Annotated in this window: 24 protein-coding genes; 18 read left to right on the top strand and 6 right to left on the bottom strand. The window is 65.3% G+C overall.

Annotated features, from left to right (window positions below):
* Positions 1–30: 30 nt before the first annotated feature.
* On the bottom strand, positions 31–1,230 hold the full coding sequence (locus H1B27_RS31250; protein WP_197968689.1) for an acyl-CoA dehydrogenase family protein: 1,200 nt from the start codon (positions 1,228–1,230) through the stop codon (positions 31–33).
* A 135-nt stretch (positions 1,231–1,365) separates the two neighbouring features.
* Between H1B27_RS31250 and H1B27_RS31245 the strand changes: the two genes are divergently transcribed.
* Positions 1,366–1,911: a carboxymuconolactone decarboxylase family protein gene (locus H1B27_RS31245; protein ID WP_061879747.1), complete on the top strand. Its 546-nt coding sequence runs from the start codon at positions 1,366–1,368 to the stop codon at positions 1,909–1,911.
* Positions 1,912–2,235: 324 nt separating this feature from the next.
* Positions 2,236–2,730 (top strand): VOC family protein, encoded by a 495-nt coding sequence (locus tag H1B27_RS31240; protein ID WP_197968688.1) that lies wholly within the window; start codon positions 2,236–2,238, stop codon positions 2,728–2,730.
* Between the two features lie 123 nt (positions 2,731–2,853).
* On the opposite strand, the gene H1B27_RS31235 is transcribed toward H1B27_RS31240, so the two are convergent.
* Together H1B27_RS31235 and H1B27_RS31230 are read right to left on the bottom strand one after the other, a co-directional pair.
* Positions 2,854–4,086 (bottom strand): MFS transporter, encoded by a 1,233-nt coding sequence (locus H1B27_RS31235; protein ID WP_197968687.1) that lies wholly within the window; start codon positions 4,084–4,086, stop codon positions 2,854–2,856.
* A 227-nt stretch (positions 4,087–4,313) separates the two neighbouring features.
* On the bottom strand, positions 4,314–5,561 hold the full coding sequence (locus H1B27_RS31230; RefSeq protein ID WP_197968686.1) for an MFS transporter: 1,248 nt from the start codon (positions 5,559–5,561) through the stop codon (positions 4,314–4,316).
* 207 nt (positions 5,562–5,768) lie between these two features.
* Between H1B27_RS31230 and H1B27_RS31225 the strand changes: the two genes are divergently transcribed.
* Positions 5,769–7,835 carry a prolyl oligopeptidase family serine peptidase gene (locus tag H1B27_RS31225; RefSeq protein WP_197968685.1) on the top strand — a complete coding sequence of 689 codons (2,067 nt, stop codon included), beginning with the start codon at positions 5,769–5,771 and terminating at the stop codon, positions 7,833–7,835.
* A 116-nt stretch (positions 7,836–7,951) separates the two neighbouring features.
* Here H1B27_RS31225 and H1B27_RS31220 read toward each other — a convergent pair whose 3' ends face one another.
* Positions 7,952–8,626, bottom strand: a complete 675-nt coding sequence (locus H1B27_RS31220; RefSeq protein ID WP_197968684.1) for a DUF938 domain-containing protein — start codon at positions 8,624–8,626, stop codon at positions 7,952–7,954.
* Between the two features lie 231 nt (positions 8,627–8,857).
* Between H1B27_RS31220 and soxX the strand changes: the two genes are divergently transcribed.
* The 11 genes from soxX (at position 8,858) to H1B27_RS31165 (ending at position 18,348) form a co-directional block, all read left to right on the top strand.
* A complete protein-coding gene (soxX, locus tag H1B27_RS31215) occupies positions 8,858–9,208 on the top strand; it encodes a sulfur oxidation c-type cytochrome SoxX (RefSeq protein WP_197968683.1) in 351 nt (116 codons plus the stop codon).
* A 25-nt stretch (positions 9,209–9,233) separates the two neighbouring features.
* Positions 9,234–9,725 (top strand): thiosulfate oxidation carrier protein SoxY, encoded by a 492-nt coding sequence (gene soxY, locus H1B27_RS31210; RefSeq protein WP_061879754.1) that lies wholly within the window; start codon positions 9,234–9,236, stop codon positions 9,723–9,725.
* A gap of 15 nt (positions 9,726–9,740) precedes the next feature.
* A complete protein-coding gene (gene soxZ / locus H1B27_RS31205) occupies positions 9,741–10,052 on the top strand; it encodes a thiosulfate oxidation carrier complex protein SoxZ (protein ID WP_061879755.1) in 312 nt (103 codons plus the stop codon).
* On the top strand, positions 10,052–10,915 hold the full coding sequence (gene soxA / locus H1B27_RS31200; protein WP_197968682.1) for a sulfur oxidation c-type cytochrome SoxA: 864 nt from the start codon (positions 10,052–10,054) through the stop codon (positions 10,913–10,915). The genes soxZ and soxA overlap by 1 nt, the downstream gene beginning before the upstream one ends.
* Positions 10,912–11,217, top strand: a complete 306-nt coding sequence (locus H1B27_RS31195; protein ID WP_197968681.1) for a hypothetical protein — start codon at positions 10,912–10,914, stop codon at positions 11,215–11,217. The genes soxA and H1B27_RS31195 overlap by 4 nt, the downstream gene beginning before the upstream one ends.
* Before the next feature lie 54 nt (positions 11,218–11,271).
* Positions 11,272–13,023 carry a thiosulfohydrolase SoxB gene (gene soxB / locus H1B27_RS31190; RefSeq protein WP_197968680.1) on the top strand — a complete coding sequence of 584 codons (1,752 nt, stop codon included), beginning with the start codon at positions 11,272–11,274 and terminating at the stop codon, positions 13,021–13,023.
* Positions 13,020–13,478 (top strand): DsrE family protein, encoded by a 459-nt coding sequence (locus H1B27_RS31185; RefSeq protein ID WP_197968679.1) that lies wholly within the window; start codon positions 13,020–13,022, stop codon positions 13,476–13,478. Before soxB ends, H1B27_RS31185 begins: the two co-directional genes overlap by 4 nt.
* Before the next feature lie 291 nt (positions 13,479–13,769).
* Entirely contained in the window at positions 13,770–14,807 is a 1,038-nt protein-coding gene (locus H1B27_RS31180) for an MBL fold metallo-hydrolase (RefSeq protein ID WP_061879758.1), read from the top strand.
* A 93-nt stretch (positions 14,808–14,900) separates the two neighbouring features.
* Positions 14,901–15,059: a hypothetical protein gene (locus H1B27_RS31175; RefSeq protein ID WP_061879759.1), complete on the top strand. Its 159-nt coding sequence runs from the start codon at positions 14,901–14,903 to the stop codon at positions 15,057–15,059.
* Positions 15,060–15,229: 170 nt separating this feature from the next.
* A complete protein-coding gene (locus tag H1B27_RS31170; protein WP_197968678.1) occupies positions 15,230–16,435 on the top strand; it encodes an MFS transporter in 1,206 nt (401 codons plus the stop codon).
* Positions 16,436–16,632: 197 nt separating this feature from the next.
* Complete coding sequence (locus H1B27_RS31165; protein WP_197968677.1) at positions 16,633–18,348, top strand: N-acyl-D-amino-acid deacylase family protein; 1,716 nt, start codon at positions 16,633–16,635, stop codon at positions 18,346–18,348.
* Between the two features lie 234 nt (positions 18,349–18,582).
* Here the strand turns inward: H1B27_RS31165 and H1B27_RS31160 are convergent, their stop codons facing one another.
* Positions 18,583–19,920 (bottom strand): MFS transporter, encoded by a 1,338-nt coding sequence (locus H1B27_RS31160; protein WP_197968676.1) that lies wholly within the window; start codon positions 19,918–19,920, stop codon positions 18,583–18,585.
* A 143-nt stretch (positions 19,921–20,063) separates the two neighbouring features.
* Here H1B27_RS31160 and H1B27_RS31155 point away from each other — a divergent pair, with 143 nt between their 5' ends.
* Genes H1B27_RS31155 through H1B27_RS31140 form a run of 4 tightly spaced genes read left to right on the top strand, consistent with a single transcriptional unit; the run spans position 20,064 to position 24,662 of the window.
* Complete coding sequence (locus H1B27_RS31155) at positions 20,064–20,717, top strand: ABC transporter ATP-binding protein (RefSeq protein ID WP_197968675.1); 654 nt, start codon at positions 20,064–20,066, stop codon at positions 20,715–20,717.
* The gene (locus tag H1B27_RS31150; RefSeq protein ID WP_197968674.1) at positions 20,714–23,176 is read left to right on the top strand and encodes an FtsX-like permease family protein; all 2,463 of its coding nucleotides are present in this window, start codon (positions 20,714–20,716) and stop codon (positions 23,174–23,176) included. Before H1B27_RS31155 ends, H1B27_RS31150 begins: the two co-directional genes overlap by 4 nt.
* The gene (locus H1B27_RS31145; RefSeq protein WP_197968673.1) at positions 23,166–24,248 is read left to right on the top strand and encodes a lipocalin-like domain-containing protein; all 1,083 of its coding nucleotides are present in this window, start codon (positions 23,166–23,168) and stop codon (positions 24,246–24,248) included. Before H1B27_RS31150 ends, H1B27_RS31145 begins: the two co-directional genes overlap by 11 nt.
* A 27-nt stretch (positions 24,249–24,275) precedes the next feature.
* Positions 24,276–24,662, top strand: coding sequence for an MAPEG family protein (locus H1B27_RS31140; RefSeq protein ID WP_197968672.1), 387 nt, complete (start codon positions 24,276–24,278; stop codon positions 24,660–24,662).
* Between the two features lie 214 nt (positions 24,663–24,876).
* Here the strand turns inward: H1B27_RS31140 and H1B27_RS31135 are convergent, their stop codons facing one another.
* Positions 24,877–26,067 (bottom strand): ABC transporter substrate-binding protein, encoded by a 1,191-nt coding sequence (locus H1B27_RS31135; RefSeq protein WP_197968671.1) that lies wholly within the window; start codon positions 26,065–26,067, stop codon positions 24,877–24,879.
* Between the last annotated feature and the right edge of the window lie 100 nt (positions 26,068–26,167).

The raw sequence follows: 26,167 nt of genomic DNA, 5'->3' as shown, positions 1-26,167 counted from the left end.
GCCCCGGAATGACGGGTGGTGAGAGCGTGTTCACGCCCCCGGCAAATCCAGGATGCGCTTGGCGACGATGCCGAGCATGACCTCGGACGTGCCGCCCTCGATCGAGTTGGCCTTGGTGCGCAGCCAGGCGCGAGGGCGCGCGCCCTGCCTGGAGCGCTCGCTCTCCCATTCCAGCGCATCGACGCCGCCGGCCGACATCAGGATCTCGTGGCGGCGCTTGTTGAGCTCGGTGCCGTAGTACTTCATCGCCGACGAGAACGCCGGATGCGCCTGCCCGGCCTTGGCGAGATCGACCGCGCGTTCGGCGCAGGCAGCCAGCGCTGCTTCATCGACGTCGAAGCGCGCGATCTGGCCGCGCAGCATGGCATCGTCGAGCCGCCCCAGCGCATCGGTGCCGACCGAGTCCGCCGCGATCTGGCCGAGCGGCCGGCCGACGCCGCGCTCGCCCATCCCTGAGATCATCGCGCGCTCGTGCTGGAGCAGATATTTCGCGACGTCCCAGCCGCGGTTGACGGTGCCGACCACATGCGACCTCGGCACGCGGACATTGTCGAAGAAGGTCTCGCAGAACGGCGAATAACCGGAGATCAAAAGGATCGGCTTGGTCGAGACGCCCTTCGAGGTCATGTCGAACAGGATGAAGCTGATGCCATCATGCTTCTTCGCAGCGGGATCGGTGCGCACCAGGCAGAAGATCCAGTCGGCATAGTTGGCGTAGGAGGTCCAGATCTTCTGGCCGTTGATGATGAAGTCGTCGCCGTCGCTCTCGGCGCGGGTCTGGAGCGAAGCGAGATCGGAGCCGGCGTTCGGCTCGGAATAGCCCTGGCACCAGCGGATCTCGCCCGCCGCGATCTTCGGCAGGTGCTCCTTCTTCTGGGCGTCGTTGCCGTACTTCAAGAGCGCCGGCCCGAGCATCCAGATGCCGAAGCTCGACAGCGGCGGGCGCGCGCCGATCCGCGCCATCTCGGCGCGCAGCACCTTGTGCTCGGCCGCGCTCAGGCCGCCGCCGCCATATTCCTTCGGCCAATCAGGGACGGTCCAGCCCTTGTCGCGCATCCGCTCGAACCAGATGCGCTGCGGCTCGGACGAGAATTTTGCGTTGCGTCCGCCCCAGAACACGTCGGCATCCGACGTCGCGGGCTTGCGCATCTCCGGCGGGCAATTGGCTTCCAGCCAGGCGCGCGTCTCGTTGCGGAATGTTTCGAGATCGGCGGTCTCAGTGTCGCTCATGGTCGTTTCCATCAATCAAAAAGACTTGTTGGGCGCGACTCTGGGCCAAGCCCCCGCGGAATTCAACCACTTCGGCGAGCCGCAGTCGGCTATAGTCGCGGCACGACGGTGCTTGAAAACAAAGAGGAAACGACAATGCGCCTGAAGCTTCTTTCGCCTGGCGAAATGAACGAGAACCAGCGGCAGACCTATGACGAATCGATTGCCGGCAAGCGCGGCAAGCCGCCGGCGCCGATGATGGCCTGGCTCAACAGCCCGGAGATGGCGCGTCACGCGACGCGGCTCGGCGAAGTCATGCGCTTCGACACGATATTCCCGGCAAAGCTCTCGGAGATCGCGATCCTGGTGACAGCGCGGCACTGGACCGCGCATTACGAATGGTACGCGCACAAGCGCCTAGCACTTGCGGGCGGCATGAAGGGCGAGATCATCGACGCGATCCGCGACCGCCGCACGCCCGACTTCGACGACCCCAAGGGGAAGATGATCTACGACGTCGCGAAGTCGCTGCACGAGGGCCACGGCGTCGAGAAGGGGCTGTACGACGAGGCGGTGAAGCTGCTCGGTGAGCGCGGCGTCGTCGAGGTGATCGGGCTGTGCGGCTATTACACGCTGGTATCGATGACGCTGAACACGTTCGAGTTCGGCCTGCCCGAGGGCGAGGTGTCGGAGCTGGCTTAGAGCGTGATGTGATCAGGCCTGATTGCGGCAAGGGAAGTGCGCTCCCTCTCCCGCTTGCGGGAGAGGGTTGGGGAGAGGGTGTTTCCGCGATGGGACAATCCCCAAGAGGAGAAAGCCCTCTCCCGGCACGCGGGACGATGCTGCGCGTCGCCCGGACGCGCCGACCTCTCCCGCGAGCGGGAGAGGTGAACAACCGACCGTGGACTCGATTCAACCTAAAGCAATTGCGCTCCAGTTTCCCATTCGGAAACGATGGGTTTCGAGATGAGCAATGGCGCTGTCCCGAGCCCCGCCCTATGTGGAGCTCAGCAACGGAGCATTTCCATGTCGCAAAGCCCCGCCGTCGCTGCCGGCACCAGGATCGGCCACGTCCACCTCAAGGTCGCCGATCTCGATCGCGCGCTCGGGTTCTATTGCGGCGTGCTCGGCTTCGAGCTGATGCAGCGCATGGGCTCGGGCGCGGCCTTCATCTCGGCCGGCGGCTATCACCACCACATCGGGCTCAACACCTGGGAGAGCAAGGGCGGCTCGCCGCCGCCGCCTGATGCGACCGGGCTGTTTCACACCGCGATCCTCTACCCGACGCGGCCGGCGCTGGCCGATGCGCTGCATCGGGTGCTCACGGCCGGCATTGCGCTGGATGGTGCCAGCGATCACGGCGTCAGCGAGGCGCTGTATCTGCGCGATCCCGACCAGAACGGCGTCGAACTGTACTGGGACAGGCCCAGGGAGCAATGGCCGGTCGGGCCGGACGGGAAGCTGGCGATGTTCACCAAGCGGCTGGATGTGGAGGCGTTGCTGAAGCAGCGGGAGGGTTAAGCCCCGCGCTCTCCCCACGTCATTGCGAGCGCAGCGAAGCAATCCAGAATCTTTCCGCGGAGGCAGTCTGGATTGCTTCGCTGCGCTCGCAATGACGGAGTATGTTGAAGCGCCATCGCGCGTCTATGTCATCTTCGCCCGTGGCCTCCCCCGCACCATGATCAGCGCCGCGGCTATCACCTCCAGCGCGATGCAGAGATAGAATGGCAGCGCGTAGCCACCGGAGAGATCGCGCAAGGCCCCGACGACGCCCGGGCCGAACGCGTAGGTCACCTGGTTGATCGCGGTATTCAAGCTGATCAGCACGCCGAACGCGGCGCTGTCGAACTCCTGCTGCACGATCAGCGACGGCAGCGTGATCAGGTTGCCGACCGAGAAGCCGAACACCGCGCAGGCCGCGATCAGCACATAGTCATCGTGCAGATTGATGACGACGAGAAGCGCAGCCGCCTGGCTGAGGAACGACAGCGCGGAGGCAAGGCGCTGGTTGAGGCGGTCGATCACCAGCGAGAACAGCACGCGGCCGACCACGGCCATCGCCGTCAGCACGGCGACGGCGACGGCGGCGCGCTCGCGACCGATTACGGGGTCGAGGAACGAAATCAGGTGTACGATGAAGCCGACCTGGGCGAACAGCACCAGGGCAAAGGCGATTGTCACCGTGAGGAAGCCGACGTCACGCAGCGCCCACGCGCGGATCTGCGTCGATGATTGCGGCTTCGCCTTCGCCGCCGCGTGCCAGCCATGGCGATCGGGCGGACGGCCGACGAGGAGCAGGATGACCGGCAACAGCAACACCAGCATGGCGCCGGCAGCGGCATACATCGCGCCGGCAAAGCCGACTTGCCCGATCAGCGTCACCAGCAGCGGCACGCCGACGATGCCGCCGAAGCTTGCGCCGTTCAGTGCCAGGCTGATCGCCATGCCGCGCTTGTGGTCGAACCACAGGCTGATCGTGTTGGTGATCATGGCGAGACTGGTGCCGGCCCAGCCGAACGCGAGCACGGCGTTCGCGAGATAGAGCTGCCAGGGCTCACGCACCGCGCCGATCGCGACCGCGGCCGCCGCCATCGCCAGCGTGCCGGCAATCAGGCAGATACGCGGGCCGTATGTCCGCACGGCTTCGCCGACGAAGACGACCAGCAGCGCGCCGAACAGATAGAAGAACGTCGTCCCTGCGGAGATCAGCGTCGTTGGCCAGCCCCGCGCGCGCTGGAGTTCGGCGACATAGACGCTCTGGCCGTAGAAGCCGAGACCCCAGCCGAAGGTGGCGAGCAGGAAGCAGACCGCAACGATACGCCAGCCTTCGTAGCGGGGGGAGGATTCGTCGATCGTGGCGGGCCTTGATGTGTCCACTCGTTCTTCTCGTTATCGCCTCTTCCGTCATTCCGGGGCGCCCGAAGGACGAACCCGGAATCTCGAGATTCCGGGTTCGATGCTGCGCATCGCCCCGGAATGACGGCAAGAACTGAAACACGCGCCGGCCAGGGACAAACCCGGCCATGACGACATCTAACTAACCCTCACCGGAAAATCACTTCGACGGCGATCGAAGCATCAACGCTGCTGACAGCCTCCCGCCATCAGACAGCATCCGGAAACTCGCCCATGGCCGCATCCAGCCGCGCCCTGCGGCGGCGCGCCCAGGAGACCAGCGAGAGCACGGCAAGGCCCAGCACGACGGGCGGGAACACCACCAGGTTCACCGCCGACCAGCCGTAATTGGCGAGCAGCTGGCCGGAGGAGAACGAGCCGATCGCCATCATGCCGAACACCAGGAAATCGTTGAAGGCCTGCACCTTGTTGCGCTCCTGCGGCCGGTGCGTCTCCAGCACCAGCGCGGAGGCGCCGATGAAGGAGAAATTCCAGCCGACGCCGAGCACGACCAGCGTGGCCCAGAAATGCATCGCGGTGAGGCCGGAGAGGCCGATACCGGCGGCGCCGGCTTCCAGCAGCAGGCCGGCGGCCACGATTCTGGGCGCACCGAAGCGGGCGATCAGCGTGCCCGTGAAGAAGCTCGGTCCGTACATCGCGACGATGTGCCATTGCAGGCCGAAATTGGAATCGGACACGCTGAGGCCGCACAGCTTCATGGCGAGCGGCGCCGAGGTCATCACCAGGTTCATCATGGGATAGGCGATGACGCCGCACAGCGCCGCCGCGATGAAGCGCGGCTGGGTCACGATGGTGAGCAGCGGCCGGCCGCCGTGCAGATCGGCCGGCGCGGGCTTGGGCATGTCGACGCCGGCGACGATGCCCATCGCGACCAGCGCGACGGCGGCCTGCACCAGGAAGCTGAAGGCAAACAGATAGGGCTGCCAGACGTCCATGGTCCATTGCACGAGCTGCGGACCGAGCACGCCGGCGAACACGCCGCCCGCCATCACCCACGACACCGCCTTGGGCCGATAGGCCGCACTGGCGCCATCGGCGGCTGCGAAGCGATAGGACTGCGCCACGGCGCCGTAGAGGCCGCCCAGGAAGGTCGCGACACAGAACAGTGCGAACGAGCCGTGCAGGATCGCGACCGAGCCGAGCAGGCCGGTGAGCGTGCCGAGGCCCGTGCCGATGACGAAAGCCGCGCGGCGACCGAAGCGGCGCGAGATCGCGCCGGTCGGCAGTGTGCCCGCAGCGAGCCCCACCACATACATAGAGATCGGCACGGTCGCGAACGACATGTCGGGCGCGAGCGTGGCGCCGACGATCGCGCCGGTGGCGAAGATGACGGCCGAGTTGGCGCCGGTCAGCGCCTGCCCGGCGGCAAGGCGGATAACATTGGCACGCGCGCGGGCATCGTCGGCGATCTCATCGACAGCAGTTACGTCCAGCATCGGCACTTCCGCCCCAAGGGGCTTTTTAGGCTTTCAAGGGGCCTTGTTGATTCCCGGCACTATGGAGGGGCGCGGAAGGGCAGACAACCGGCGCAAACGGGCGCAGGCCATGCCTCTGACGCAATCGAACGGATGATAACGGACCGCGCCCTTGACGGCTTGCGCTCGATCAAATCCTATCCGCCGCGAGTTTTTGGAGTTTCGCTCATGTCCGTCGATGACAGGCCCACGATCAGCGCTCCCGACGACGATCCCTGGCTGTGGCTGGAGGAGATCGAGGGCACGCAGGCGCTGGATTTCGTGGAGCGGCAGAACAGCCTGACGCTGGCCGCGTTCGGCGGAGCGGCTTTCGCGCGCGACCGCGATCTGCTTGCCGCAATCTACGACCGGCCGGACAACATTCCCTATGTCAGCCGGCGCGGCAACGATCTGCACAACCTCTGGAAGGACGCCAGCAACCCGCGCGGCCTGTGGCGGCGCACGACGCTGGCGGAATTTCGCAAGGCCGATCCGGCATGGGAGACCATGCTGGATATCGACCGGCTCGCTGCGAGCGAAGGCGAGGACTGGCTGCTCGGCGGGATCGCCACGATGCCGGGAAGCTCGCGGGCGATCCTGAGCCTGTCGCGCGGCGGCAGCGACGCCGTCACGCTTCGCGAGTTCGACCTCGCCACGAAGAGCTTCGTGGCGGACGGCTTCACGCTGCCGGAGGCCAAGGGCAGCGTCGACTGGCTCGATGCCGACACGCTGCTGCTGTCGAGCGCGCACGGCGAGGGCATGGCGACGAGCTCGGGATATGCGCGGACGGTTCGCCTGTGGCGGCGAGGCCAGCCTGTCGATCAGGCGCAGGTGATCATCGAGACCGCGGCCGATCACATGACGATCTATGGCAGCGCCGACGACACCGGCGCGGCGCCGCGGGTGTGGATCGTCGACCAGATCGACTTCTTCAATCACGCGATCCGGCTGCGCGATGCGGCGGGCACGACGACGAAGCTCGATCTGCCGACCGGCATCTGGATGCAGGCGCATGGCGACTGGTTCGCGATGAAGCTGCGCAAGGACTGGACGGTCGCTGGTCGGACCCATGTCACCGACACCGTGCTCGGCATCTCGCTTTCGGCGTTCCTGGCCGGCAGCCGCGATTTTGTCGTCCTGTTCGAGCCCGCACCGCGACGCGCGCTGCAAGGGTTGTTCTGGGCCGCCGGCAAGTTGGTGATGTCGATCCTCGACGAGCTCAAGCCGCGCTTCGAGATCTGCACGCCATCCGCCACGAGCTGGAGCCGCGAGACGCTTCGCGGCCTGCCGGGAATCGGCGTCGTCGACGTCTGGCCGCTCGATCGCCATGCCTCCGAAAGCAACGGCGATCTGCTCGCCAATGTGCAGGATCCGCTGAGGCCGCCGTCGCTGCTGCTGATCGAGCGCAGTATCGCAAGCCCGATCGTGCTGAAGCAGGCGCCGAAGACGTTCACCGCCGACGGTCTCGTGGTGACCCAGCACGAGGCGATCTCTGTTGACGGCGAGCGAATTCCCTATGTGCAGACCGGGCCCGCCGGGGAGACCGGCGATGCGCCGGTCTATATGAGTGCCTATGGCGGCTTCGGACTTGCCGTGAAGCCGTACTACAATGCCTCGCTCGGCAAGCTGTGGCTGGAGCGCGGCGGCACGACGGTGCAGGCGAATTTGCGTGGCGGCGGCGAGTTCGGCACACGCTGGCACGATGCCGGACGGCTGGCCGGCAAGAAGCTGTCGCATGACGATTTCGCCGCGGTGGCCGCCGATCTCGTGCGGCGCGGCGTGACGCAGCCGAAGCGCATCGCGGCGCAGGGCGGATCGAACGGCGGTATCCTCATCACCAACATGCTGGTGCGCTACCCCGAGCGCTTCGGCGCGCTGTTCTGCACCATCCCGCTGATCGACATGCGCCGCTACACGAAGCTGCTCGCGGGCGCGAGCTGGATCGCGGAATATGGCGACCCCGACAAGCCCGAGGAATGGGAGTGGCTGAAGACCTACTCCGCCTATCACAACGTGAAGGCCGGGCAGGCCTATCCGCCGATCCTGATCGCGACCACGCGGCGCGACGACCGCGTCCATCCCGGCCATGCCCGCAAGATGGCCGCCAAGCTCCAGGCGATGGGCTTTGAAGCCTGGTTCTACGAGCCGGCTGCCGGCGGCCACGGCTACGGCAAGGACAACAAGGAGCGCGCCGGCTTCGAGGTGCTGGGTTTTCGGTTTCTGAAGGAGAGGATCGGGTGGAAGGATGAAGGCTAGCGTGGGTGCGCTGACGTCTCCACATCGTCATGGCCGGGCTTGACCCGGCCATCCACGCCTTGCCCTCCGGCACAAAGAACGTGGATGCCCGGGACAAGCCCGGGCATGACGACCTCCTAGCCTCGCGCAAACACCAGCGTCAGATTGTTCGCAGGCATCTCGATCGTATCGACGAGGCGAAGGCCTGCCGCCTTTGCGAGCTTCTCGACATCGCTGATATCGCGCACGCCCCAATCGGGATTGCCTTCGCGCAAGGAGGTGTCGAACACCGCATTGCTGAGCGCGGTGTGCTTGCCGTCGCGCTTGAAGGGGCCGTAGAGGAACAGCTTGCCGTCGGCGCGCAGGTATCGGCCGGCGCCGGCGAACAGGCCTTCGGCCACGGCCCAGGGCGCGATGTGAATGACGTTGGCGCAGAACACGGCGGCAAGGCTCGTCGGCGCCTGCCCGCTCTTCATCTCGGGACACCAGTCGGGATCGGTCAGATCGATCCGCAGGGGCGAGCGGATGTTCGGCAGGCCCGCATGCACGCGCCAGGCTTCGATGCTCTTGAGATGGCGCTGGTTGAGGTCGCTCGGCCACCAGATCAGATCGGGCGCGTGGCGCGCGAAATGAACCACGTGCTGGCCGGTTCCGCTGCCGAGTTCCACCACATTGCCGGTGCAGCCCGCGAGATACTTTTCCAGCGCGGCCCAGATCGGTTCGTGGTTGCGATGAAAGGCCGGCGCATCGAGCCGGCCATCCGGCTCGACCCGTCCGCCATCCCTGCCAAATTCGACGACATATTCAGCCAAGTGACGTCCCCAATAATGTGAAACAGAAAACACGGTTTCAGGGCCAGAACGGCCGCGAGAATAATTTGCTAATTCCAGTCGATCCGATGAACGAACTATCTCATCGGTTGCAATGCGCGGGATATTAACTCCATTTTGCCGCGTGCATAGTCTTGATTGTCAGGCTCTCGCCTTTGTGCTTTTGAACCATTCCGCAAACGACATCATCGACATACCGCTCCGGACGATGCCTTGACCGTCTTTCCTTGCAAGCCCGCCCTGCTGATTGCGCTGGCCCTTATCGCCGGCACGGCCCCGGCACGGGCGCAGTCCAACGTGGCCGCGGGCGAGAAGCTCGCCTTCGACCGCGGCAAGGGCAATTGCCTGACCTGCCACGTCATCAAGGGCGGCGACCTGCCGGGAACGATCGGGCCGGAACTGAAGGACATTAAGGCAAAATACCCCGATCGCGACGAGCTGTTCGCCATCATCTTCGACGAGACCAAGCGCAATCCGCAAACCATGATGCCGCCGTTCGGCCGGAACCGGATTTTGACCGAACAGGAGATCAACGCGATCGTTGATTTCCTGCAGACCCTGTAACGGCCGGCTGCCCAGGAGACTTGAGATGACCACGACCACCGGCGCTCATCCGACGCGGCGCCTGATCCTTCAGGGCGCAGCCTCCGTCGCGCTGCTCGGCCTCGGCAATCTGCCGTTCGGCGCCGCTCCCGCGCGCGCCGCGGCCAACGACAAATATCCGGAAGAGGCGTTCAAGCAGAAGAACGAGGCCGACGCGATCAAGGCCCTCTATGGCAGGACCGCGGAGCCGTCCGACAAGGTCAAGCTCGACGCGCCGGAGATCGCCGAGAACGGCGGCGTGGTGCCGATCTCGGTGACGACGTCACTCGACAAGGTGACCTCGATCTCGTTCTTCGTGGCCGAGAACCCGAACGCGCTCGCGGCAAGCTACAGGATTCCCGAGGGCACGATCCCTGCCGTCGCCAACCGGCTGAAGATGGCCAAGACCACCAGATTGACCGCGATCGTGGAAGCCGACGGCAAGCTCTACAGCGCGACCAAAGAGGTCAAGGTCACCGTCGGCGGTTGCGGCGGTTAAGCGAGGCATTTCGACATGGCATCCAGCATTCGCGTGCGCGCGACATCCAATGGCGACATCACCGAGGTGCAGACGCTGATCCAGCACCCCATGGACACCGGCCTGGTCAAGGATTCCAAGGGCGAGCCGATTCCGGCGCACTTCATCCAGGAGCTGAAGTTCGAATGTAACGGCAGGGACGTCTTCGTCGCCGATTGGGGCACTGCGGTCTCCAAGGACCCCTACGTCAAGTTCAGCTTCAAGGGCGCCAAGAAGGGCGACGAGCTCAAGATCTCCTGGACCGACAACAAGGGTGCGTCGGATACGACGACCGCGAAGATCGCGTGATGAAACAGCGCGCCACTGTTCTGCTCGGCTCAGCCTTCGTCGCACTCGCGGCGCTCGCTTTCGCCGCAACGCGCGTCATCGCAGCGGACAAGGTCGATCCCGTCGCCGATGCCAAGGCGTTCCAGAATTTTTTCTTCCAGAAGTTTCCGAACGTGAAGCACGAGGACTTCGTCAACGGTCCTTATTCCATGAACGAGGATATGAAGCGGCAGTGGCAGGAGAAGGAGGAATTCCCGCCCTACGAGTTCGCGCTCGATGCCGGCAAGGAGATGTTCTCGACCCCGTTCAAGAACGGCAAGACCTACGCCGACTGCTTCCCGAACGGCGGCATCGGCATCCGCCAGAACTATCCCTATTTCGACGAGAAGGAAGGCAAGGTCGTCACGCTGGAGCTCGCACTCAACCGCTGCCGCGAGGCCAATGGCGAAGCGCCCTATTCCTACGTCAAGGACGAGATGGCCTCGCTCACCGCCTACATGGCCTATACCTCGCGCGGCAAGCCGATGGACATCAAGATTCCCGACGATCCCCGTGCGCTGGCGGCGTACGAGAACGGCAAGCGGTATTTCTACACCCGGCGCGGCCAGATGAATTTCTCCTGCGCCAGCTGCCATGTGCAGAGCCCGGGTGAGCGCATCCGCGCCGAGACCCTGGCACCGGCGCTCGGCATCCTCAACGCGATGCCGATCTACCGCTCCGAATGGAGCGGCATGGGCACCACCAGCCGCCGCTTCGTCACCTGCAACAGCCAGACCCGCGCGGTTCCGCTGGAGCCGCAATCGGACGAATATCGCGACGTCGAATATTTCCTGTCCTACGTCGCCAACGGCCTGCCGATCTCGGGACCGGGAGCACGGCCATGAAGCGGTCACTTGCTCTCGCCATGCTGCTCGTCATGAGCCTTGCGCCATCCGCGCGCGCGGCGAACGAGGCGGACTACAAGGCGGCCTATGCCGCCGCCGAAGCCGCCTCCAAGGAGGCGGCCGGCATGCGCAATCAATGGACCGTGACCGTATCTGCGCTGGCGGCCGCGAAGAAGGCTGCCGACGGCGGCGATTTCGACCGTGCGGTTGCCGCAGCCAGGGAGGCCGAGGTGCTGGCGAAGGCATCGATCTTCCAGGCCACGTCCGAAAAAGAAGCCTGGAAGGCAATGGAAATCCGCTAAACTGCGCCTGAGTGGAATAGTCCGACGATCACGAGAGGCGCGGAGAATTCTTGGATGGCGATCCGCCGCCGCGATTTCCTGAGAAGTGCAGGCCTTGCCGCCGCGACGCTCGGCCTGCCGCGGCTGGCCCGCGGCACCGAGACCGCTGGCATCTACGACATCGAGCGGTTCGGCAATGCGCGGATCCTGCACATCACCGACACGCACGCGCAGCTCAATCCGGTCTATTTCCGCGAGCCCAGCGTCAATATCGGCATCGGTGAAATGGCGGGACGGCCGCCGCACCTGGTCGGCCGCGCCTTCCTGGAGCGGTTCGGCATCCGGCCCGACAGCGCCGATGCCTATGCCTTCACCTGCTTCGAGTTCGAAAAGTCCGCAGGCCGCTTCGGCAAGCTCGGCGGCTTTGCCCACCTAAAGACGCTGGTCGACCGCTTGCGCGCCGATGTCGGCGAGAGGCGCTCGCTGCTCGTCGACGGAGGCGATCTCTGGCAGGGCACCGGGCTTGCCAATGTCATGCAGGGCCGCGACATGGTCGAGGTCGCCAATCTGCTCGGCATCGAGGCGATGACCGGACATTGGGAATTCACCTATGGCGAGCAGGCGCTGCGCGACAATCTCGAGCGCTTCAAGGGCGAGTTCCTGGCGCAGAACGTGTTCCTGACCGAGGAAGCCGCGTTCAACGACGCCCCCGCCTTTGACAAGGCCACCGGCCGCGTGTTCAAGCCTTCGATGATCAAGGAGATCGGCGGGCATCGCGTCGCGATCGTCGGCCAAGCCTTCCCTTACGTTCCGATCGCGCATCCGAAACGATTCACACCGGACTGGAGCTTCGGCATCCGCGAGGAGGAGTTGCAGAAGCATGTCGATGCCTTGCGGGGCACCGACAAGGTCGATGCCATCGTCCTGCTGTCGCACAACGGCATGGATGTGGACCTCAAGCTCGCAAGCCGGGTCACCGGCATCGACGTCATCCTCGGCGGCCACACCCATGATGCCGTACCGCAGCCGATTGCCGTCAAGAATGCGGGCGGCACGACGCTCGTCACCAATGCCGGCTCCAACGGGAAATTCCTGGCCGTGCTCGATCTTGCACTCGACAAGGGCAAGGTCAGCGACGTCCACTATCATCTGCTGCCGGTCTATTCCGAGCTGCTGAAGCCCGACCCTGCCATGGCCGAGCTGATCGGCCGGCTGCGCGCGCCGCATGTGAGCGACTGGTCGGAGAAGATCGCAACGCCGGATCGCCTGCTCTACCGCCGCGACAATTTCTCCGGGCCCGTCGACGAATTGATCTGCACGGCGCTGCGTGCCGAGCTCGACGCCGAGATCGCGCTGTCGCCGGGCTTCCGCTGGGGCGTCACCGCGCTGCCCGGCCAGGCGCTGACCATGGAGGATCTGCTGGCGGAAACCGCGATCACCTATCCCGAGACCTATGTGCAGGACATGACGGGAGCCCAGATCAAGGACGTGCTGGAAGACGTCTGCGACAATCTCTTCAACGCCGATCCCTATTACCAGCAGGGCGGTGACATGGTGCGCGTCGGCGGGCTCAGCTACACCTGCACGCCGACAGCCGCGATCGGCAGCCGCATCTCGGAGCTGAAGCTGGGCAGCGGCAAGGCGCTCGGCGCCAGACACCGCTACAAGGTCGCGGGCTGGGCTTCGGTCAACGGCCAGCAAGGCGCGCCGGTGTGGGACGTCGTCGGCAAGTATCTGCGCTCGGGCCGGATGCTCCAGGAGCGGCTCGGCTCCGGCGTGACGCTGAAGGGAGTCGAGGGCAATCCGGGCATTGCAGGACAGGGATGATGCGATCGCAGCTCTTGTCCGCGATGATGCTGGCACTGCTCGTCTGGGCGACGGCCCCGCCCGCTCTGGCACAACAGGTGCCGCTCCAGGACAAGCCGTTCGCCGAGCACAGGATCGTGCTGCAGCTCTCCGACGGCGATGCGAGGAAGCAGGCGCTGGTGCTGAGCGTCGCCAACAACCTGCTGAAGGCCTACGATCCCGACAAGATCGCGATCGAAGTGGTGGTATTCGGTCCCGGCATCGACCTGCTTCTTGCCGGCAGCGAGCGCCGCAAGCAGGTCGAGAGCCTGATCGCACAAGGCGTTCGCTTCGACATCTGCCTCAACACCGTCGATACGATCGAGCGGGAAACCGGCAGGCGGCCGGAGTTCATCCCCGCTGCAACGCCGGTGCAGGTGGGGGTCGGGCAGATCCTGTTCCTGGCGGAGAACGGGTACACATTGGTGAGGCCGTAGGACTATTCCGTGCCACGGCGCCCCACGCACTCAGTGTCATTCCCCGCGAAAGCGGGGAATCCAGTACTCCGCAGCTTCTCCGTATCTCACTTCGGCCTCTGGAGTACTGGATCGCCCGCCTTCGCGGGCGATGACGGCTGGGCGTGAGGCAATGGCATGGCCGACCATCTCCCGTACCCGCACCGCAACAAAAATCTTCCAAATTCTCTCGCGCGCACAGTGAATTGCTTCTCTTTTTTGCCCGGAACGTAGTAGAATCCTCGAAACGAGTTCCACGCCGGACTTCCCGCCATGATCTTCCGCCAGCTCTTCGACAGCGTTTCGGGCACCTACAGCTATCTCCTGGCCAGCCGCGCCGGCGGCGAGGCTCTGATCCTGGATCCCGTGTTGGAAAAGGTCGACCGCTACTGCCAATTGCTGCGCGAGCTCGACCTCAAGCTGGTGAAGGCGGTGGATACCCATCTGCATGCCGACCACGTCACCGGCCTCGGCGAACTGCGCGACCGCACCCATTGCATGACCGTGATGGGCGACCAGACCAAGGCCGACGTGGTTGCGATGCGGGTGGCCGACGGCGACAAGGTGACGATCGAGGGCCTGTCGCTCGACGTGATGTACACGCCGGGTCACACCGACGATTCCTATTCCTATCTGATGGGAGACCGCGTCTTCACCGGCGACACGCTCCTGATCCGCGGCACCGGCCGCACCGATTTCCAGAACGGATCCTCGCGCGCCCAGTATGATTCGATCTTCAACCGCCTGCTCAAGCTGCCGGACGAGACGATGGTGTTCCCGGCGCATGACTACAAGGGCGATACCGTCTCCACCATCGGCGAGGAGAAGCGCTACAATCCGCGGCTCCAGGTGCGCTCGGTGGACGAATATATCGAGCTGATGGCGAACCTGAAGCTGCCCAATCCGAAGATGATGGACGTGGCGGTGCCCGCCAACATGCATGTCGGCCTGCATCAGGAGGAGCTGGAAAAGGAAGGCCGCGCGCTGAGCGCCGTCGAGGCGATCCGCGCGCTCGGCCGGCCCGACATCCTGCTGGTCGACCTGCGCGAGACCAACGAGCGGCTGAAACACGGCACGCTCGAAGGCGCGCTGCACACGCCCTATCCCTCCGTCGAGGAGAGCCTCAAGCCCGGCGGCATGCTGCGCGAGGTCGCGGCCGCCACCGGCCGCCGTGTGGTGTTCTTCTGCGCCTTCGGCGAACGCTCGGCGATGGCCGTGGCGGCTGCGAAGAAAGCGGGACTTCTCAACACCGCCCATATCGCCGGCGGCATCGATGCCTGGAAGAAGGCGGGCGGACCGATGCTGCACTGACGGCCTCGTCGCGAGCCTTGAGTTGGGCCAGGAACCGCACATATTGGGCGGATAGATTCATTCGGATGCAGCATCACCCATCCGGGACCAGCCATGGCCAAGACCGTAAAACCGAGCGAACCGCCGAAGCAGGCGCAAGACAAGGCAAAGAAGCCCTCACCCCGGCGCGAGATTGACGACGACGATTACGAAGACGGCGACATCGCAACGCCGAAGCGTGATCGATATGGCCCGGATGACGAGCCGTTGTGAGTAGCCGAACTCCGTTGTCGTCCCTGCGTGCGCAGGGATGACGGCGTGGAGGCACACCCGATGCCCCTCACTTCCCCCGCCCGCGCTAGCTGCCATGCGCCTGCGTTCATGGACAAATAACCGCCCTCCCCGATAGTTTGCGCCTCCATCGGGAGTGAAACGGAACTGCAATGGTCGACGTTCTCGCCGCACCGCAGCATGGCAAGGCGGACAATGCGCTGCGCACGCTGACCGGAATCTCCATCGCGCATTGGGTCAGCCATTTCCACCTGCTGGTCCTGCCGATGCTGTTTCCGTTCCTGAGGGAAAAGCTCGGCGTCGGCTATGTCGAGCTCGGCTTCGCGCTTACCACGCTTGCCGTCGTATCGGGTCTGACGCAGGCGCCGACCGGCTATCTCGTCGACCATTTTGGCGCGCGCAAAATCCTGCTGGCCGGGCTGACGCTCGGCGGGCTCGCGCTGATCCTGCTCGGACTACACCTCAGCTACGCCTCGCTGATCGCCTGCGCCGTGCTGCTCGGCCTCGCCAACAGCGTCTATCATCCCGCCGATTACGCGATCCTGGCCGAGCACATGGACGAGGCGCGGATGGGGCGCGCCTTCTCGGTCCACACCTTTGCCGGCTATCTCGGCGGTGCGGTGACGCCGGCGATCGTTGCCGCGCTGGTCACCCTGTCCGGCGGCGTCGGTGCGCTGATCGCGTCGGGCGCGATCGCGATCCTGGTGGCGTTGCTGCTGATCGCCATGGGCATTCCCGAGGCCGGCGCGCACAAGAAGAAGCCGGGCGGCGAAAGCGCGCCGAAGCAGGCGGTGATCACCCCAGCGTTGATCACGTTGACCGCGCTGTTCATGCTGCTCAGCCTGTCGGTCGCAGGTATCAACAATTTCGGCGTGGTCGCGCTGATGAGCGGGTATGGTGCCTCTTATTCGATCGCCAACGTCGCATTGACCGCATTCCTCGCCGCCAGCGCCGCGGGCGTGCTCGCGGGCGGCTTCCTCGCCGACCACACCGAGCGTCACGGCTATGTCGCGGCGGCCTGCTTTGCGGCGAATGCGGCAATCGTACTGCTGATCGCGCTGGTGACGCTGCCGGGCTGGGCGCTGACCGCCATGATGGCGACCGCGGGCTTCCTCTCCGGCGTGATCGCGCCCTCCCGCGACATGCTGGTGCGCAATGCGGCGCCCGCCGGCGCTGCGGGGCGTGCCTTCGGCATCGTCTCGACCGGTTTCAATCTCGGCGGCATCGTCTCACCGCTGCTGTTCGGCTGGATCATGGATCAAAGCGCGCCGCATTGGGTGTTCGGCGCGTCCGTGATCTTCATGCTCGCGACGGTGGTGCTGTCGCCGTTCACGGAACGGAAGCCGGCCAAGGCTTGAGCCACGAATTCAACTGTCGTCCCTGCGAATGCAGGGACCCATAACCACAGGGAGAAGTTGCGGCGCGGGACTGGTCACTCCGAGTCTTCGCAAAACATTTTCCTGTGGTTATGGGTCCCGGATCTGCGCTTCGCTTGTCCGGGACGACAGCTGAAAGAGGCGCGTACAACAACAAAACAAATCGGGAAGAAACACCAATGAGCACCCCTGATCTCATAATCCGCGGCGGCACCGTCGCGGACGGCAGCGGCGGCGAGCTGTTCGAGGCTGATGTCGCCATCACCGGCGGCAAGATTAGCGAAGTCGGCAAGGTTGCGTCGAAGGGCCGCGAGGAGATCGACGCGCGCGGAAAACTGGTGACACCGGGCTTCGTCGACGTGCATACCCATTACGACGGGCAGGTCACCTGGAGCCAGGACATCACGCCGTCCTCACAGAACGGCGTCACCACGGCGATCATGGGCAATTGCGGCGTCGGCTTTGCGCCGTGCAAGCCTGATGACCACACCCGCCTGATCCAGCTCATGGAAGGCGTCGAGGACATTCCGGAGCCGGTGCTGAGCGCCGGCATTCCCTGGGCCTGGGAGAGCTTTCCGGATTACATGGACTGGCTCTCCAGGCGCGATTTCGACATCGATGTCGGCGCGCAACTGCCGCATGCGGCGCTGCGCGTCTATGTCATGGGCGAGCGCGGCGCGCGCCGCGATCCCTCGACCGCGGAGGACAATGCGGCGATGGCGAGGCTCGCGGGCGAGGCGGTACGCTCGGGAGCGCTCGGCTTCTCGACCTCGCGCACGCTCAATCATCGCACCTCGACCGGCGATTTCACGCCGACGCTGAAAGCAGGCGAGGACGAGCTCACCGCGATTGCCGGCGCGATGCACCGGCAGGGCCGCAGCGTGCTGCAATTCGTGCTCGACCTCTCCACCCTCCACGAAGACCTGCCGATGATGCTGCGGGTCGCAGACTCGACGAAATGCCCGATCTCGTTCTCGATCACGCAGAACGACAAGGCACCGCAGCGCTGGCGCCAGACGCTGGACGAGATCAATGCGGCAGCACGGCGCGGCCTCTCCGTCACCGCGCAGATTGCGGCGCGCCCTGTCGGGCTCCTGCTCGGGCTCGAGCTCTCGCGCAACCCTTTCCAGACCCATCCGAGCTACAGGGCGATTGCCCATCTGCCGCTGCAGGAACGGCTGGCGCGGCTGCATCAGCCTGATGTGCGCAAGGCAATCCTGAGCGAGACGGCGACCGCGACCGACGATCCGCTGTTCTTCCGTCCCGACTACGACAAGATGTTCCTGCTCGGCGATCCCCCCGATTACGAGCAGCCGCCGGAGAACGCGCTGGGACCGCTGGCGCGCAGGCAGGGGCGTCGGCCGGAAGAGCTCGCCTATGACGCCATGCTGTCGGACGATGGCCGCGGCATGCTCTACGTGCCATTCCTGAACTATTCCGACGGCAATCTCGATGCGACGCGCGAGATGCTGCTCGACCCGCAATCGGTGCCGGGCCTGTCCGACGGCGGCGCGCATTGCGGCATCATCTGCGATGCGAGCTTCCCGACCTATCTGCTGACGCACTGGACCCGTGACCGCAAGCGCGGCGAGAAGCTCACGATTCCGTTCGTGGTCGCGGCGCAGTCGCGCAAGACGGCGCTCTCGGTCGGTCTCGCCGACCGCGGGCTTATTGCTCCGGGCTATAAAGCTGACGTCAACGTGATCGACTACGACCGTCTGCACCTGCATCCGCCGAAGGTGCATTACGATCTGCCGGTCGGCGGGCGGAGGTTGCTGCAGGATGTCGACGGCTACGAGGCGACCATCGTGTCGGGCGTGGTGACGCGGCGACAGGGTGAGGCCACGGGACGGCGGCCGGGGAGGCTGATTCGTGGTGCGCAGGGGGTGAATTAGGCGACGTCCATGTATGAGACGCCAAAGCGTCTCAACATCCTCGCTGTCATCCCCGCGAAAGCGGGGATCCATAACCACAGGGAGACGTGTGGTGCGAAGCTGTCAACTCCGAGCCTTCGCCAAACCACTCCCTGTGATTATCGCGACGAGCGCAAGCGCTCGCGCGGGGGTCCCGGATCTGCGCTTACGCTTGTCCGGGACGACAGTTGTGGTTGGGGCGGCTAACCGCTTCCCTTACCCCGGCGACACCGCGCCTTTCAGCGCAGCTGCCTGCGGAGTGGCACCACGCGTCAGCCTGGTCCTCTCCGTGTTCGGCCAGAGCAGCAATAGGCCGAGCAGGCCGGAGCCGACCATGATCACGGCGTTGATGGTGAAGCCGGTCAGGTAGCCGTCGAGCGTGCTGCCGGCACGCTGGATCGTGGCGCCCATCACGGCCGGCGCGATGATGCCGGCGAGCGTGTAGAGCGCACCGTAGATCGCGAGAATCGCGCCGCGCTGCGACGTCGGCGTGAATTCGCCGAGCATGGGCGGGCAGACGACGTAGATCGCCCCGCACAGGCCCGAGCCGACCACAAGCAGCGCGATCTGAAGGCCCGCGCCCTGGACATGCGGCATCATCGCCAGGATCAGCCCGCCGACCACGAGCGGCACCGAGCCTAGAACACCGCGCGCCGCACGGGTGTTGTAGCCGCGCGCCATCATCACCTGCGAGATCCAGCCGGTGAGCATGACGATGGTGGCGCCGAACACCCAGGGCAGGATCGAGATGAAGCCGGCCTCGCTCTGCGAGAACCCGAGCCCCTTGACGATGAACGGCGTGAACCACGTCAGGCCGAGCGACAGCGCCCAATAGGCGCCGAAGGTTGCGGCGACGCAGCCGATGAAGGTGCGCGAGGTGAGAAGCTGCAAATAAGGGATCTTCGGCTCGGCCGCAGCCGAGACTTGCGTGTCTTCCAGCGGCCCTTCCTTGCCGAGCGTGAGCCAGGCCGCAACCCAGATCAGGCCGACGATTCCGAGCGCGCCGAAGGCATAGTGCCAGGAATGATTGACGATGATCCAGTTCAGCGCCGGCACCGCGAGGATAACGCCGAAGGCCGAGCCCTGCGACAGGATCGCGGTCGGCAGCGTGCGCTTCTCGTCGGGGAACCATTTGTAGATGGCGTGCGCGGCGACCGAGAAGGCCGGGCCTTCGCCAGCGCCCAGCACGATGCGGCAGATCAGGAGCGTGGTGAAGGAGACGGTGCCGACCATCGGAAATTGCGCCAGCGCCCAGATCACGGCCAGAACAAGCAGCACCCAGCGCGTCGGCACCTTGTTGACGATGAAGCCGACCACGATGGCAGAGATCGAGAACAGGAAGAAGAACGAGGACCCGAGCAGGCCGAACTGCTCGGCGCTGAGCTTCATGTCGGTCATGATCGGCACGCCGGCGAGACCGACGACGATCTTGTCCGCGAAGTTCACCACCATGAAGAGAAAGAGGAGAAATGTAATGGTCCAGGCGCCCTTCGGCGTTGCCTTGGATTGCCCTGCCGTCCTGCCCGCCGCCGCCGGCGTTCCCTGAGCGCTCATGAATCTCCCCGTATGTCTTTTTGGCACTTTTTGATTTGGCCGTCTTGGAAGCTAACAACGGCTTCAAGACCAACGCAACCCGGCATTTCCGCAGCAAGTGTGCTACGGAGCAATTGTGTCAATTCCGTCCGGCGCCATTCATCGTGCTGAGCATCCGAAATCTGTCCAAGACATTCTCCTCGGCCGGCGAGCCGGTCCATGTGCTGCGCGGCGTCGATCTCGACCTCAGGCACGGCGAGCGCGTCGCACTGACCGGCGAGTCCGGCAGCGGCAAGAGCACATTGCTGCATCTGATCGCGGGGCTCGATGCGGCCGACGGCGGCACGATCCAGCTGGAGGAGATCGAGGTCACCAAGCTGTCGGATGCGGGACGTGCCGGCTTGCGGCGGGATCGCATCGGGCTGGTCTTCCAGCAATTCAACCTGGTCCCGAGCCTCTCGGTCGCGGACAATCTCGCCTTCCAGGCGCGGATCGCCGGCCGGCATGATGCGGCCTGGATCAAGGAGCTTGTCGAGCGGCTCGGGCTCGGCGGCCTGCTCAAACGTTATCCAGAACAAATATCGGGCGGCCAGCAGCAGCGGGTCGCGATCGGCCGGGCGCTGGCGACAAAGCCCTCGCTGCTGCTCGCGGACGAGCCGACCGGCAATCTCGACGAAGCCACCGCCGAGGACGTGCTGGCGCTGACGCGCGACCTCGTCGCGCGCACCGGCTGCGGCTTCCTGATGGTGACGCACAGCCTGCATCTGGCTGCGACGCTCGACCGTCACCTCACCCTGCATGCGGGGCGCATCGCATGAGGCGCGCGCTGTGGATCCTCGCCGTGCTGCTCAGCCATTGGCGGCGCCACAAGATGCAGTTCGCCACGCTGCTGATCGGGCTGATCGCGGCGACCGCGCTGTGGAGCGGCGTGCAGGCGATCAACCAGCAGGCCCGCAATGCCTATGACCGTGCCGCGGCAACATTCGGCGGCGCGCGTACGGCGATGTTGGTGGCGCCAAAGGCGGCGACGTTTTCCCAGGAGCTGTTCGTCAAGCTCCGGCGCGCGGGCTGGCCGGTCTCGCCGGTGCTGGAGGGGCGGGTCCAGATCAACGGCCGCTCGGTGCGGCTGCTCGGCATCGAGCCGGTGACGCTGCCGGCCGATGTCGGCAACGCGCCGCGGCTCGGCGCCTCGGATCTGAGCAGCTTCGTCGCGCCGCCGGGCCAGACGCTGGTGGCGCGGGAGACGCTGGCCGACTTGCATGAGGCGGAAGGCGCGGCGCCTGCGATCAGCGATGGCGCAAAGCTGCCGCCGCTGCGCGTGCTGCCGCAGCTCGTGCCCGATGTGCTCGTGGTCGATATCGGCGTGGCACAGCGCCTCCTCAACAAGCCGGATCAGGTGTCCCGGCTCCTGATCGGCGAGGCGAAGGGCAAGCCGGCGCCGCTGGCCAGCGTCGTTGGCGAGCAGTTGCAGCGGGTCGAGCCGGATGCCGAGACGGAGCTGGAGCATCTCACCGACAGTTTCCATCTCAATCTCACCGCGTTCGGCCTGTTGTCGTTCTTCGTCGGCCTGTTCATCGTCAACTCGGCCGTCGGCCTCGCCTTCGAGCAGCGTCTGCCGATGCTGCGGACCTTGCGCGCCTGCGGCGCCTCGGCGCGGCTGGTCAACACGGTGCTGGTGATCGAGCTCGTGGCACTGGCGCTGATCGCCGGGCTGATCGGGCTCGCTTGCGGCTATTTCATCGCGGCTGCCCTGCTGCCCGACGTCGCCGCATCGCTGCGCGGGCTCTATGGCGCGCAGATTCCGGGGCAGCTCGGCCTGCGAGGCGAATGGTGGCTCGCCGGCATCGGCATCAGCGTGGCGGGCGCGCTGGTGGCGGCCGCAACGAGTCTGATCAAGGCGGTCAGAATGCCGGTGCTGGCAACCGCCCAGCCGCGCGCCTGGCAGCAGCGGCAACGCCGCTGGCTGATCCTGCAGAGCTGTGCGGCCTGCGCCGTGTTCGCCGTCGCGTCGCTGCTGCTCCACTACGGGCAATCGCTGATCGCAGGCTTTGGCGTGCTAGCGGCCCTGATGTTAGGTGCGGCGCTGATCCTGCCGGCCTTTCTCGACATCATCCTGCTCGCCGGCCAGCGCGTCGCGCGTGGCCCGCTTGCGCTGTGGTTCTGGGCGGACAGCCGTCAACAGCTGTCCGGATTGTCGCTCGCGCTGATGGCACTGCTGCTCGCGCTTGCCGTCAATGTCGGCGTCTCGACCATGGTGGAGACCTTCAGCCGCACGTTCATCGGCTGGCTCGACGGGCGGCTCGCCGCCGACGTCTACATCAGCGCGTCCGACAATGCGCAGGGAGTTGCGATCCGCAGCTGGCTGAAGGAGCGCAGCGACGTCCAGGCGATCCTCTCGGGCGGACGTACGGAAGCGCAGATTCAAGGCCAGCCGGTCGAGCTGCTGGGCCTGCCCGATCACGCGCTCTATCGCGAGCGCTGGCCGCTGCTGCAAGTCGCACCCCGCGCTTGGACCCGTCTGGTGCCGGGCAATGCCGCCTTCATCAGCGAGCAGTTGAGCCGCCGGCTGAATGTACGCCTCGGTGACGTGATCGAAGTGCCGGCGCCGGGCGGCACCTGGGAGCTCGACATCGTCGGCATCTATGCCGATTACGGCAATCCCAGGGGGCAGCTGGCCGTGAATGTCGCGGCGCTGATCCGGCAGTTTCCGCAGACGCCGCAGACGCGGATGGGCCTGATCGTCGCCAAGGAACATATCCCCGGCCTGATCGCGGCCCTGCAGAAGCAGTTTGCGCTCGACGACCGCAGCGTCGCCGACCAGGCGACGGTGAAGGCGGAATCGATCCGCATCTTCAACCGCACCTTCGCCGTGACCTCGGCGCTGAACGCCTTCACGCTCGGCGTCGCCGGCATCGCACTGCTGACCAGCCTGCTGACGCTGGCGAATTCCCGCCTGCCGCAGCTTGCGCCGCTGTGGGCGATCGGCATCACGCGGCCGCGCCTTGCCGCGATCGAGCTGACCAAGACGCTTTCGGTCGCACTGTTCACGTCCCTGCTGGCGGTGCCGCTCGGCCTGCTGGTGGCGTGGTGCCTGATTGCGATCGTCAATGTGAAGGCATTCGGCTGGCGGCTGCCGTTCCACGTGTTTCCGCTGCAATTGGTCGAGCTGGTCGTGGTTGCACTGCTTGCTTCGCTGGTGGCCGCCTTGCTGCCGATGCTGCGGCTGGCGCGGATGCAGCCGACGACTCTTGTCAAGGTGTTTGCCAATGAGCGCTGACCGGATCTCGCGGCGCGCCTTCGCCGCCGGCATCGCCGCCCTCGCTCTAGCCCGGCGCGCCGGCGCGCAGGGCTATGCCGGGCTCGGCGAGACCGCCGACGGCTTTGCCAAGGTCACGCCGGGAAAGGCATTCACCTTTCCCGCCGATCACGGGCCGCATCCGGAATTTCGCATCGAGTGGTGGTATCTCACGGCGAACCTGGTCGATGGCAGCGGCGCGGCTTGCGGCCTGCAATGGACGCTGTTCCGCCAGGCCGCGCAGCCGGGCCCACAAGGCGAAGGCTGGGCCAATCAGCAGGTGTGGATGGCGCATGCCGCGGTGACACGGGCCGACACCCACCGCTTCAACGAAACGTTTTCGCGCGGCGGCGTGGGGCAGGCCGGCGTGACGGCCAAGCCGTTCGATGCCTGGATCGACAACTGGGAGATGAAGGGCCTCGAGCGCACCGACGATCGCACACTGGCACCGCTGACACTGAAGGCGTCCGGCACCGATTTCAGCTACGCATTGACGCTGGAGGCCGATCGTCCGGTGGTCCTGCAGGGCAATGGCGGCTACAGCCGCAAGTCCGAGCGCGGGCAGGCGTCCTACTATTACAGCCAGCCGTTCTATCGCGCGCGCGGCAATCTCACGATCGATGCCAAATCCGTCGATGTCACCGGCCAAGCCTGGATGGACCGGGAATGGAGCAGCCAGCCGCTCGATGCCGACCAGACCGGCTGGGACTGGCTCTCGCTGCATCTCGCATCCGGCGACAAGCTGATGCTGTACCGGCTGCGGCAGAAGGACGGCAAGGATTATCCGTTCGGCAACTGGATCAGCGCCACCGGCGAGACGCAGATGATCGCGGGAGGCGACATCCAGATGACGCCGAAGGCAACCGCGGATGTCGCGGGACGCAAGCTGCCGGTGGAGTGGCAGATCGCGATCCCCTCGCGATCGTTCTCGATTGCCTGCAAGCCGCTCAACCCCAAGGCCTGGATGGGGACCGGCTTCTCCTATTGGGAAGGACCGATCAGCTTTGCCGGCTCGCATGACGGCGTTGGCTATCTCGAGCTGACCGGCTATTGAGACGCGATCTCCTCCAAGGGACTAGCGATGTATCATCTCACCGCCCTCGTCACGCTGCTCGCGATTGCGTTCTACTTCTTCACCTGCATCAACGTGTCGCGCTCGCGTACCGCGACCGGCGTCAAGGTGCCGGCGATGTCGGGCCATCCGGATTTCGAGCGCGCGTTCCGCATCCAGATGAACACGCTGGAATGGATGCCGATCTTCCTGCCGGCGCTTTGGCTGTTCGCGATCTACATCAGCGACGCCATCGCGGCGGGCATCGGCGTGGTCTGGATCATCGGCCGTATCGTCTATTTCGTCGGCTATTCGAAGGCGGCGGCCAAGCGCGGCACTGGCTTTGCGATCCAGGGCATCGCCGCCATGGCGCTGTGGGTTGGAGCGTTGGGCGCGGTGGTGTTGCGGTTGGTGTGAGAGGCGGGAGGCCGCAACATACTCGGTGTCGTCCCGGACAAGCGAAGCGCCGATCCGGGACCCATAACCGCAGGGAGCAATTGTGATGCGAGCTGGCAACTCCGAGTCCCCGTAACCACGCCCGCCTGTGGTTATGGGTCCCGGATCGGCGCGCGCTTGGGGCGCGCTTGTCCGGGACGACGGCGGAGTGCGCAGTGGCAGCCTTGCCACTTCCCTACTTCGTCAGCGGGCAACCGCTTTCCTTGGCGGTGAAGAAGGCCTTGTCGCCGGGGACGGTGGCGAGCAGCTTGTAATAGTCCCACGGCTTCTTCGACTCCGACGGCTTCTTGACCTCGAACAGATACATGTCGTGGACCATGCGACCGTTCTCGAGCACCTTGCCGCCTTGCGCGAAGTCGTCGTCGACCGGCAGCTCCTTCAGCTTCTTGGCGACGGCATCCGGATCCTTGGTGCCGGCGGCCTTGACGGCCTTCAGGTAGCTCAGCGTCGCCGAATAGGTGCCCGCATGGATCATGCTCGGCATCCGTCCGGTGCGCTTGAGGAAGCGCTCGCCGAGATTGCGCGTCTTGTCGTTGAGGTCCCAGTAATAGCCTTCGGTGAGCACCAGGCCTTGCGCGGCCTGGAGACCGAGGCCGTTGACTTCGGCGAGCGTCATCAAGAGGCCCGCGAGCTTCTGGCCGCCGGAGACGATGCCGAACTCGGACGCCTGCTTGATCGAGTTGGTGGTGTCGAGGCCGGCATTGGCGAGGCCCACGATCTTCGCCTTCGAGCTCTGCGCCTGGAGCAGGAAGGAGGAGAAGTCCGAGGAGTTGAGCGGCACGCGAACCGAGCCGACTACCTTGCCGCCATTGGCCGTGACGATCTCGCTGGTGTCCTTCTCCAGCGCATAGCCGAAGGCGTAATCCGCGGTCAGAAAGAACCAGGTGTCGCCGCCGGCCTTGGTCAGTGCGCCGCCGGTGCCGACGCCGAGCGCGTGGGTGTCGTAGGCCCAGTGGAAGCCGTAGGGCTGGCAGGCGTCGCCGGTGAGGCGCGAGGTTGCGGCGCCGACCACGATGTCGATCTTCTTCTTTTCCTTGGAAAGCTCGTGGATCGCGAGCGCAACCGAGGAGGTCGTCAGCTCCGTGATCATGTCGACGTTCTCGACGTCGTACCAGCGCCGCGCGATCGAGCTGGCGAGATCCGGCTTGTTCTGGTGGTCGGCGGTGATGAGCTCGATCTTCTGGCCAAGTACCTCGCCGCCGAAATCCTCGATCGCCATCCTGGCCGCTTCGACCGACCATTTGCCGCCGTAGTCTGCATAGACGCCGGACTGATCGTTGAGGATGCCGATCTTGACGCCTTGCGCGGAGGCCGGCGCGGCGAGCAATACGGCCGAGGTTGCGGCGACCAAAAATGCTGATTTCATTCGTTGAGCTCCCAGTAGTTTTCTGTTTTGAAATCGCGCGGATACTAGTGAAGAACCCCGCGCGTGCCCATCCGTTTCACGTTGGTCGTTAGTATGGAGG

The organism is Bradyrhizobium diversitatis (assembly GCF_016031635.1).
Taxonomy (GTDB): domain Bacteria; phylum Pseudomonadota; class Alphaproteobacteria; order Rhizobiales; family Xanthobacteraceae; genus Bradyrhizobium; species Bradyrhizobium diversitatis.
The sequence above is the reverse complement of the archived record's forward strand: the minus strand, read 5'-3'. Positions and strand labels throughout refer to the sequence as shown.

Coding starts and splice junctions, on each gene's coding strand:
- soxZ (WP_061879755.1), top strand. CDS start 9,741: ATGGCATCCAGCATTCGCGTGCGCGCGACATCCAATGGCGACATCACC.
- H1B27_RS31150 (WP_197968674.1), top strand. CDS start 20,714: ATGAGGCGCGCGCTGTGGATCCTCGCCGTGCTGCTCAGCCATTGGCGG.
- H1B27_RS31225 (WP_197968685.1), top strand. CDS start 5,769: ATGTCCGTCGATGACAGGCCCACGATCAGCGCTCCCGACGACGATCCC.
- H1B27_RS31185 (WP_197968679.1), top strand. CDS start 13,020: ATGATGCGATCGCAGCTCTTGTCCGCGATGATGCTGGCACTGCTCGTC.
- H1B27_RS31245 (WP_061879747.1), top strand. CDS start 1,366: ATGCGCCTGAAGCTTCTTTCGCCTGGCGAAATGAACGAGAACCAGCGG.
- H1B27_RS31195 (WP_197968681.1), top strand. CDS start 10,912: ATGAAGCGGTCACTTGCTCTCGCCATGCTGCTCGTCATGAGCCTTGCG.
- soxY (WP_061879754.1), top strand. CDS start 9,234: ATGACCACGACCACCGGCGCTCATCCGACGCGGCGCCTGATCCTTCAG.
- H1B27_RS31230 (WP_197968686.1), bottom strand. CDS start 5,561: ATGCTGGACGTAACTGCTGTCGATGAGATCGCCGACGATGCCCGCGCG.
- H1B27_RS31240 (WP_197968688.1), top strand. CDS start 2,236: ATGTCGCAAAGCCCCGCCGTCGCTGCCGGCACCAGGATCGGCCACGTC.
- H1B27_RS31160 (WP_197968676.1), bottom strand. CDS start 19,920: ATGAGCGCTCAGGGAACGCCGGCGGCGGCGGGCAGGACGGCAGGGCAA.
- H1B27_RS31145 (WP_197968673.1), top strand. CDS start 23,166: ATGAGCGCTGACCGGATCTCGCGGCGCGCCTTCGCCGCCGGCATCGCC.
- H1B27_RS31170 (WP_197968678.1), top strand. CDS start 15,230: ATGGTCGACGTTCTCGCCGCACCGCAGCATGGCAAGGCGGACAATGCG.
- soxB (WP_197968680.1), top strand. CDS start 11,272: ATGGCGATCCGCCGCCGCGATTTCCTGAGAAGTGCAGGCCTTGCCGCC.
- H1B27_RS31165 (WP_197968677.1), top strand. CDS start 16,633: ATGAGCACCCCTGATCTCATAATCCGCGGCGGCACCGTCGCGGACGGC.
- H1B27_RS31135 (WP_197968671.1), bottom strand. CDS start 26,067: ATGAAATCAGCATTTTTGGTCGCCGCAACCTCGGCCGTATTGCTCGCC.
- H1B27_RS31175 (WP_061879759.1), top strand. CDS start 14,901: ATGGCCAAGACCGTAAAACCGAGCGAACCGCCGAAGCAGGCGCAAGAC.
- soxA (WP_197968682.1), top strand. CDS start 10,052: ATGAAACAGCGCGCCACTGTTCTGCTCGGCTCAGCCTTCGTCGCACTC.
- H1B27_RS31180 (WP_061879758.1), top strand. CDS start 13,770: ATGATCTTCCGCCAGCTCTTCGACAGCGTTTCGGGCACCTACAGCTAT.
- H1B27_RS31140 (WP_197968672.1), top strand. CDS start 24,276: ATGTATCATCTCACCGCCCTCGTCACGCTGCTCGCGATTGCGTTCTAC.
- H1B27_RS31250 (WP_197968689.1), bottom strand. CDS start 1,230: ATGAGCGACACTGAGACCGCCGATCTCGAAACATTCCGCAACGAGACG.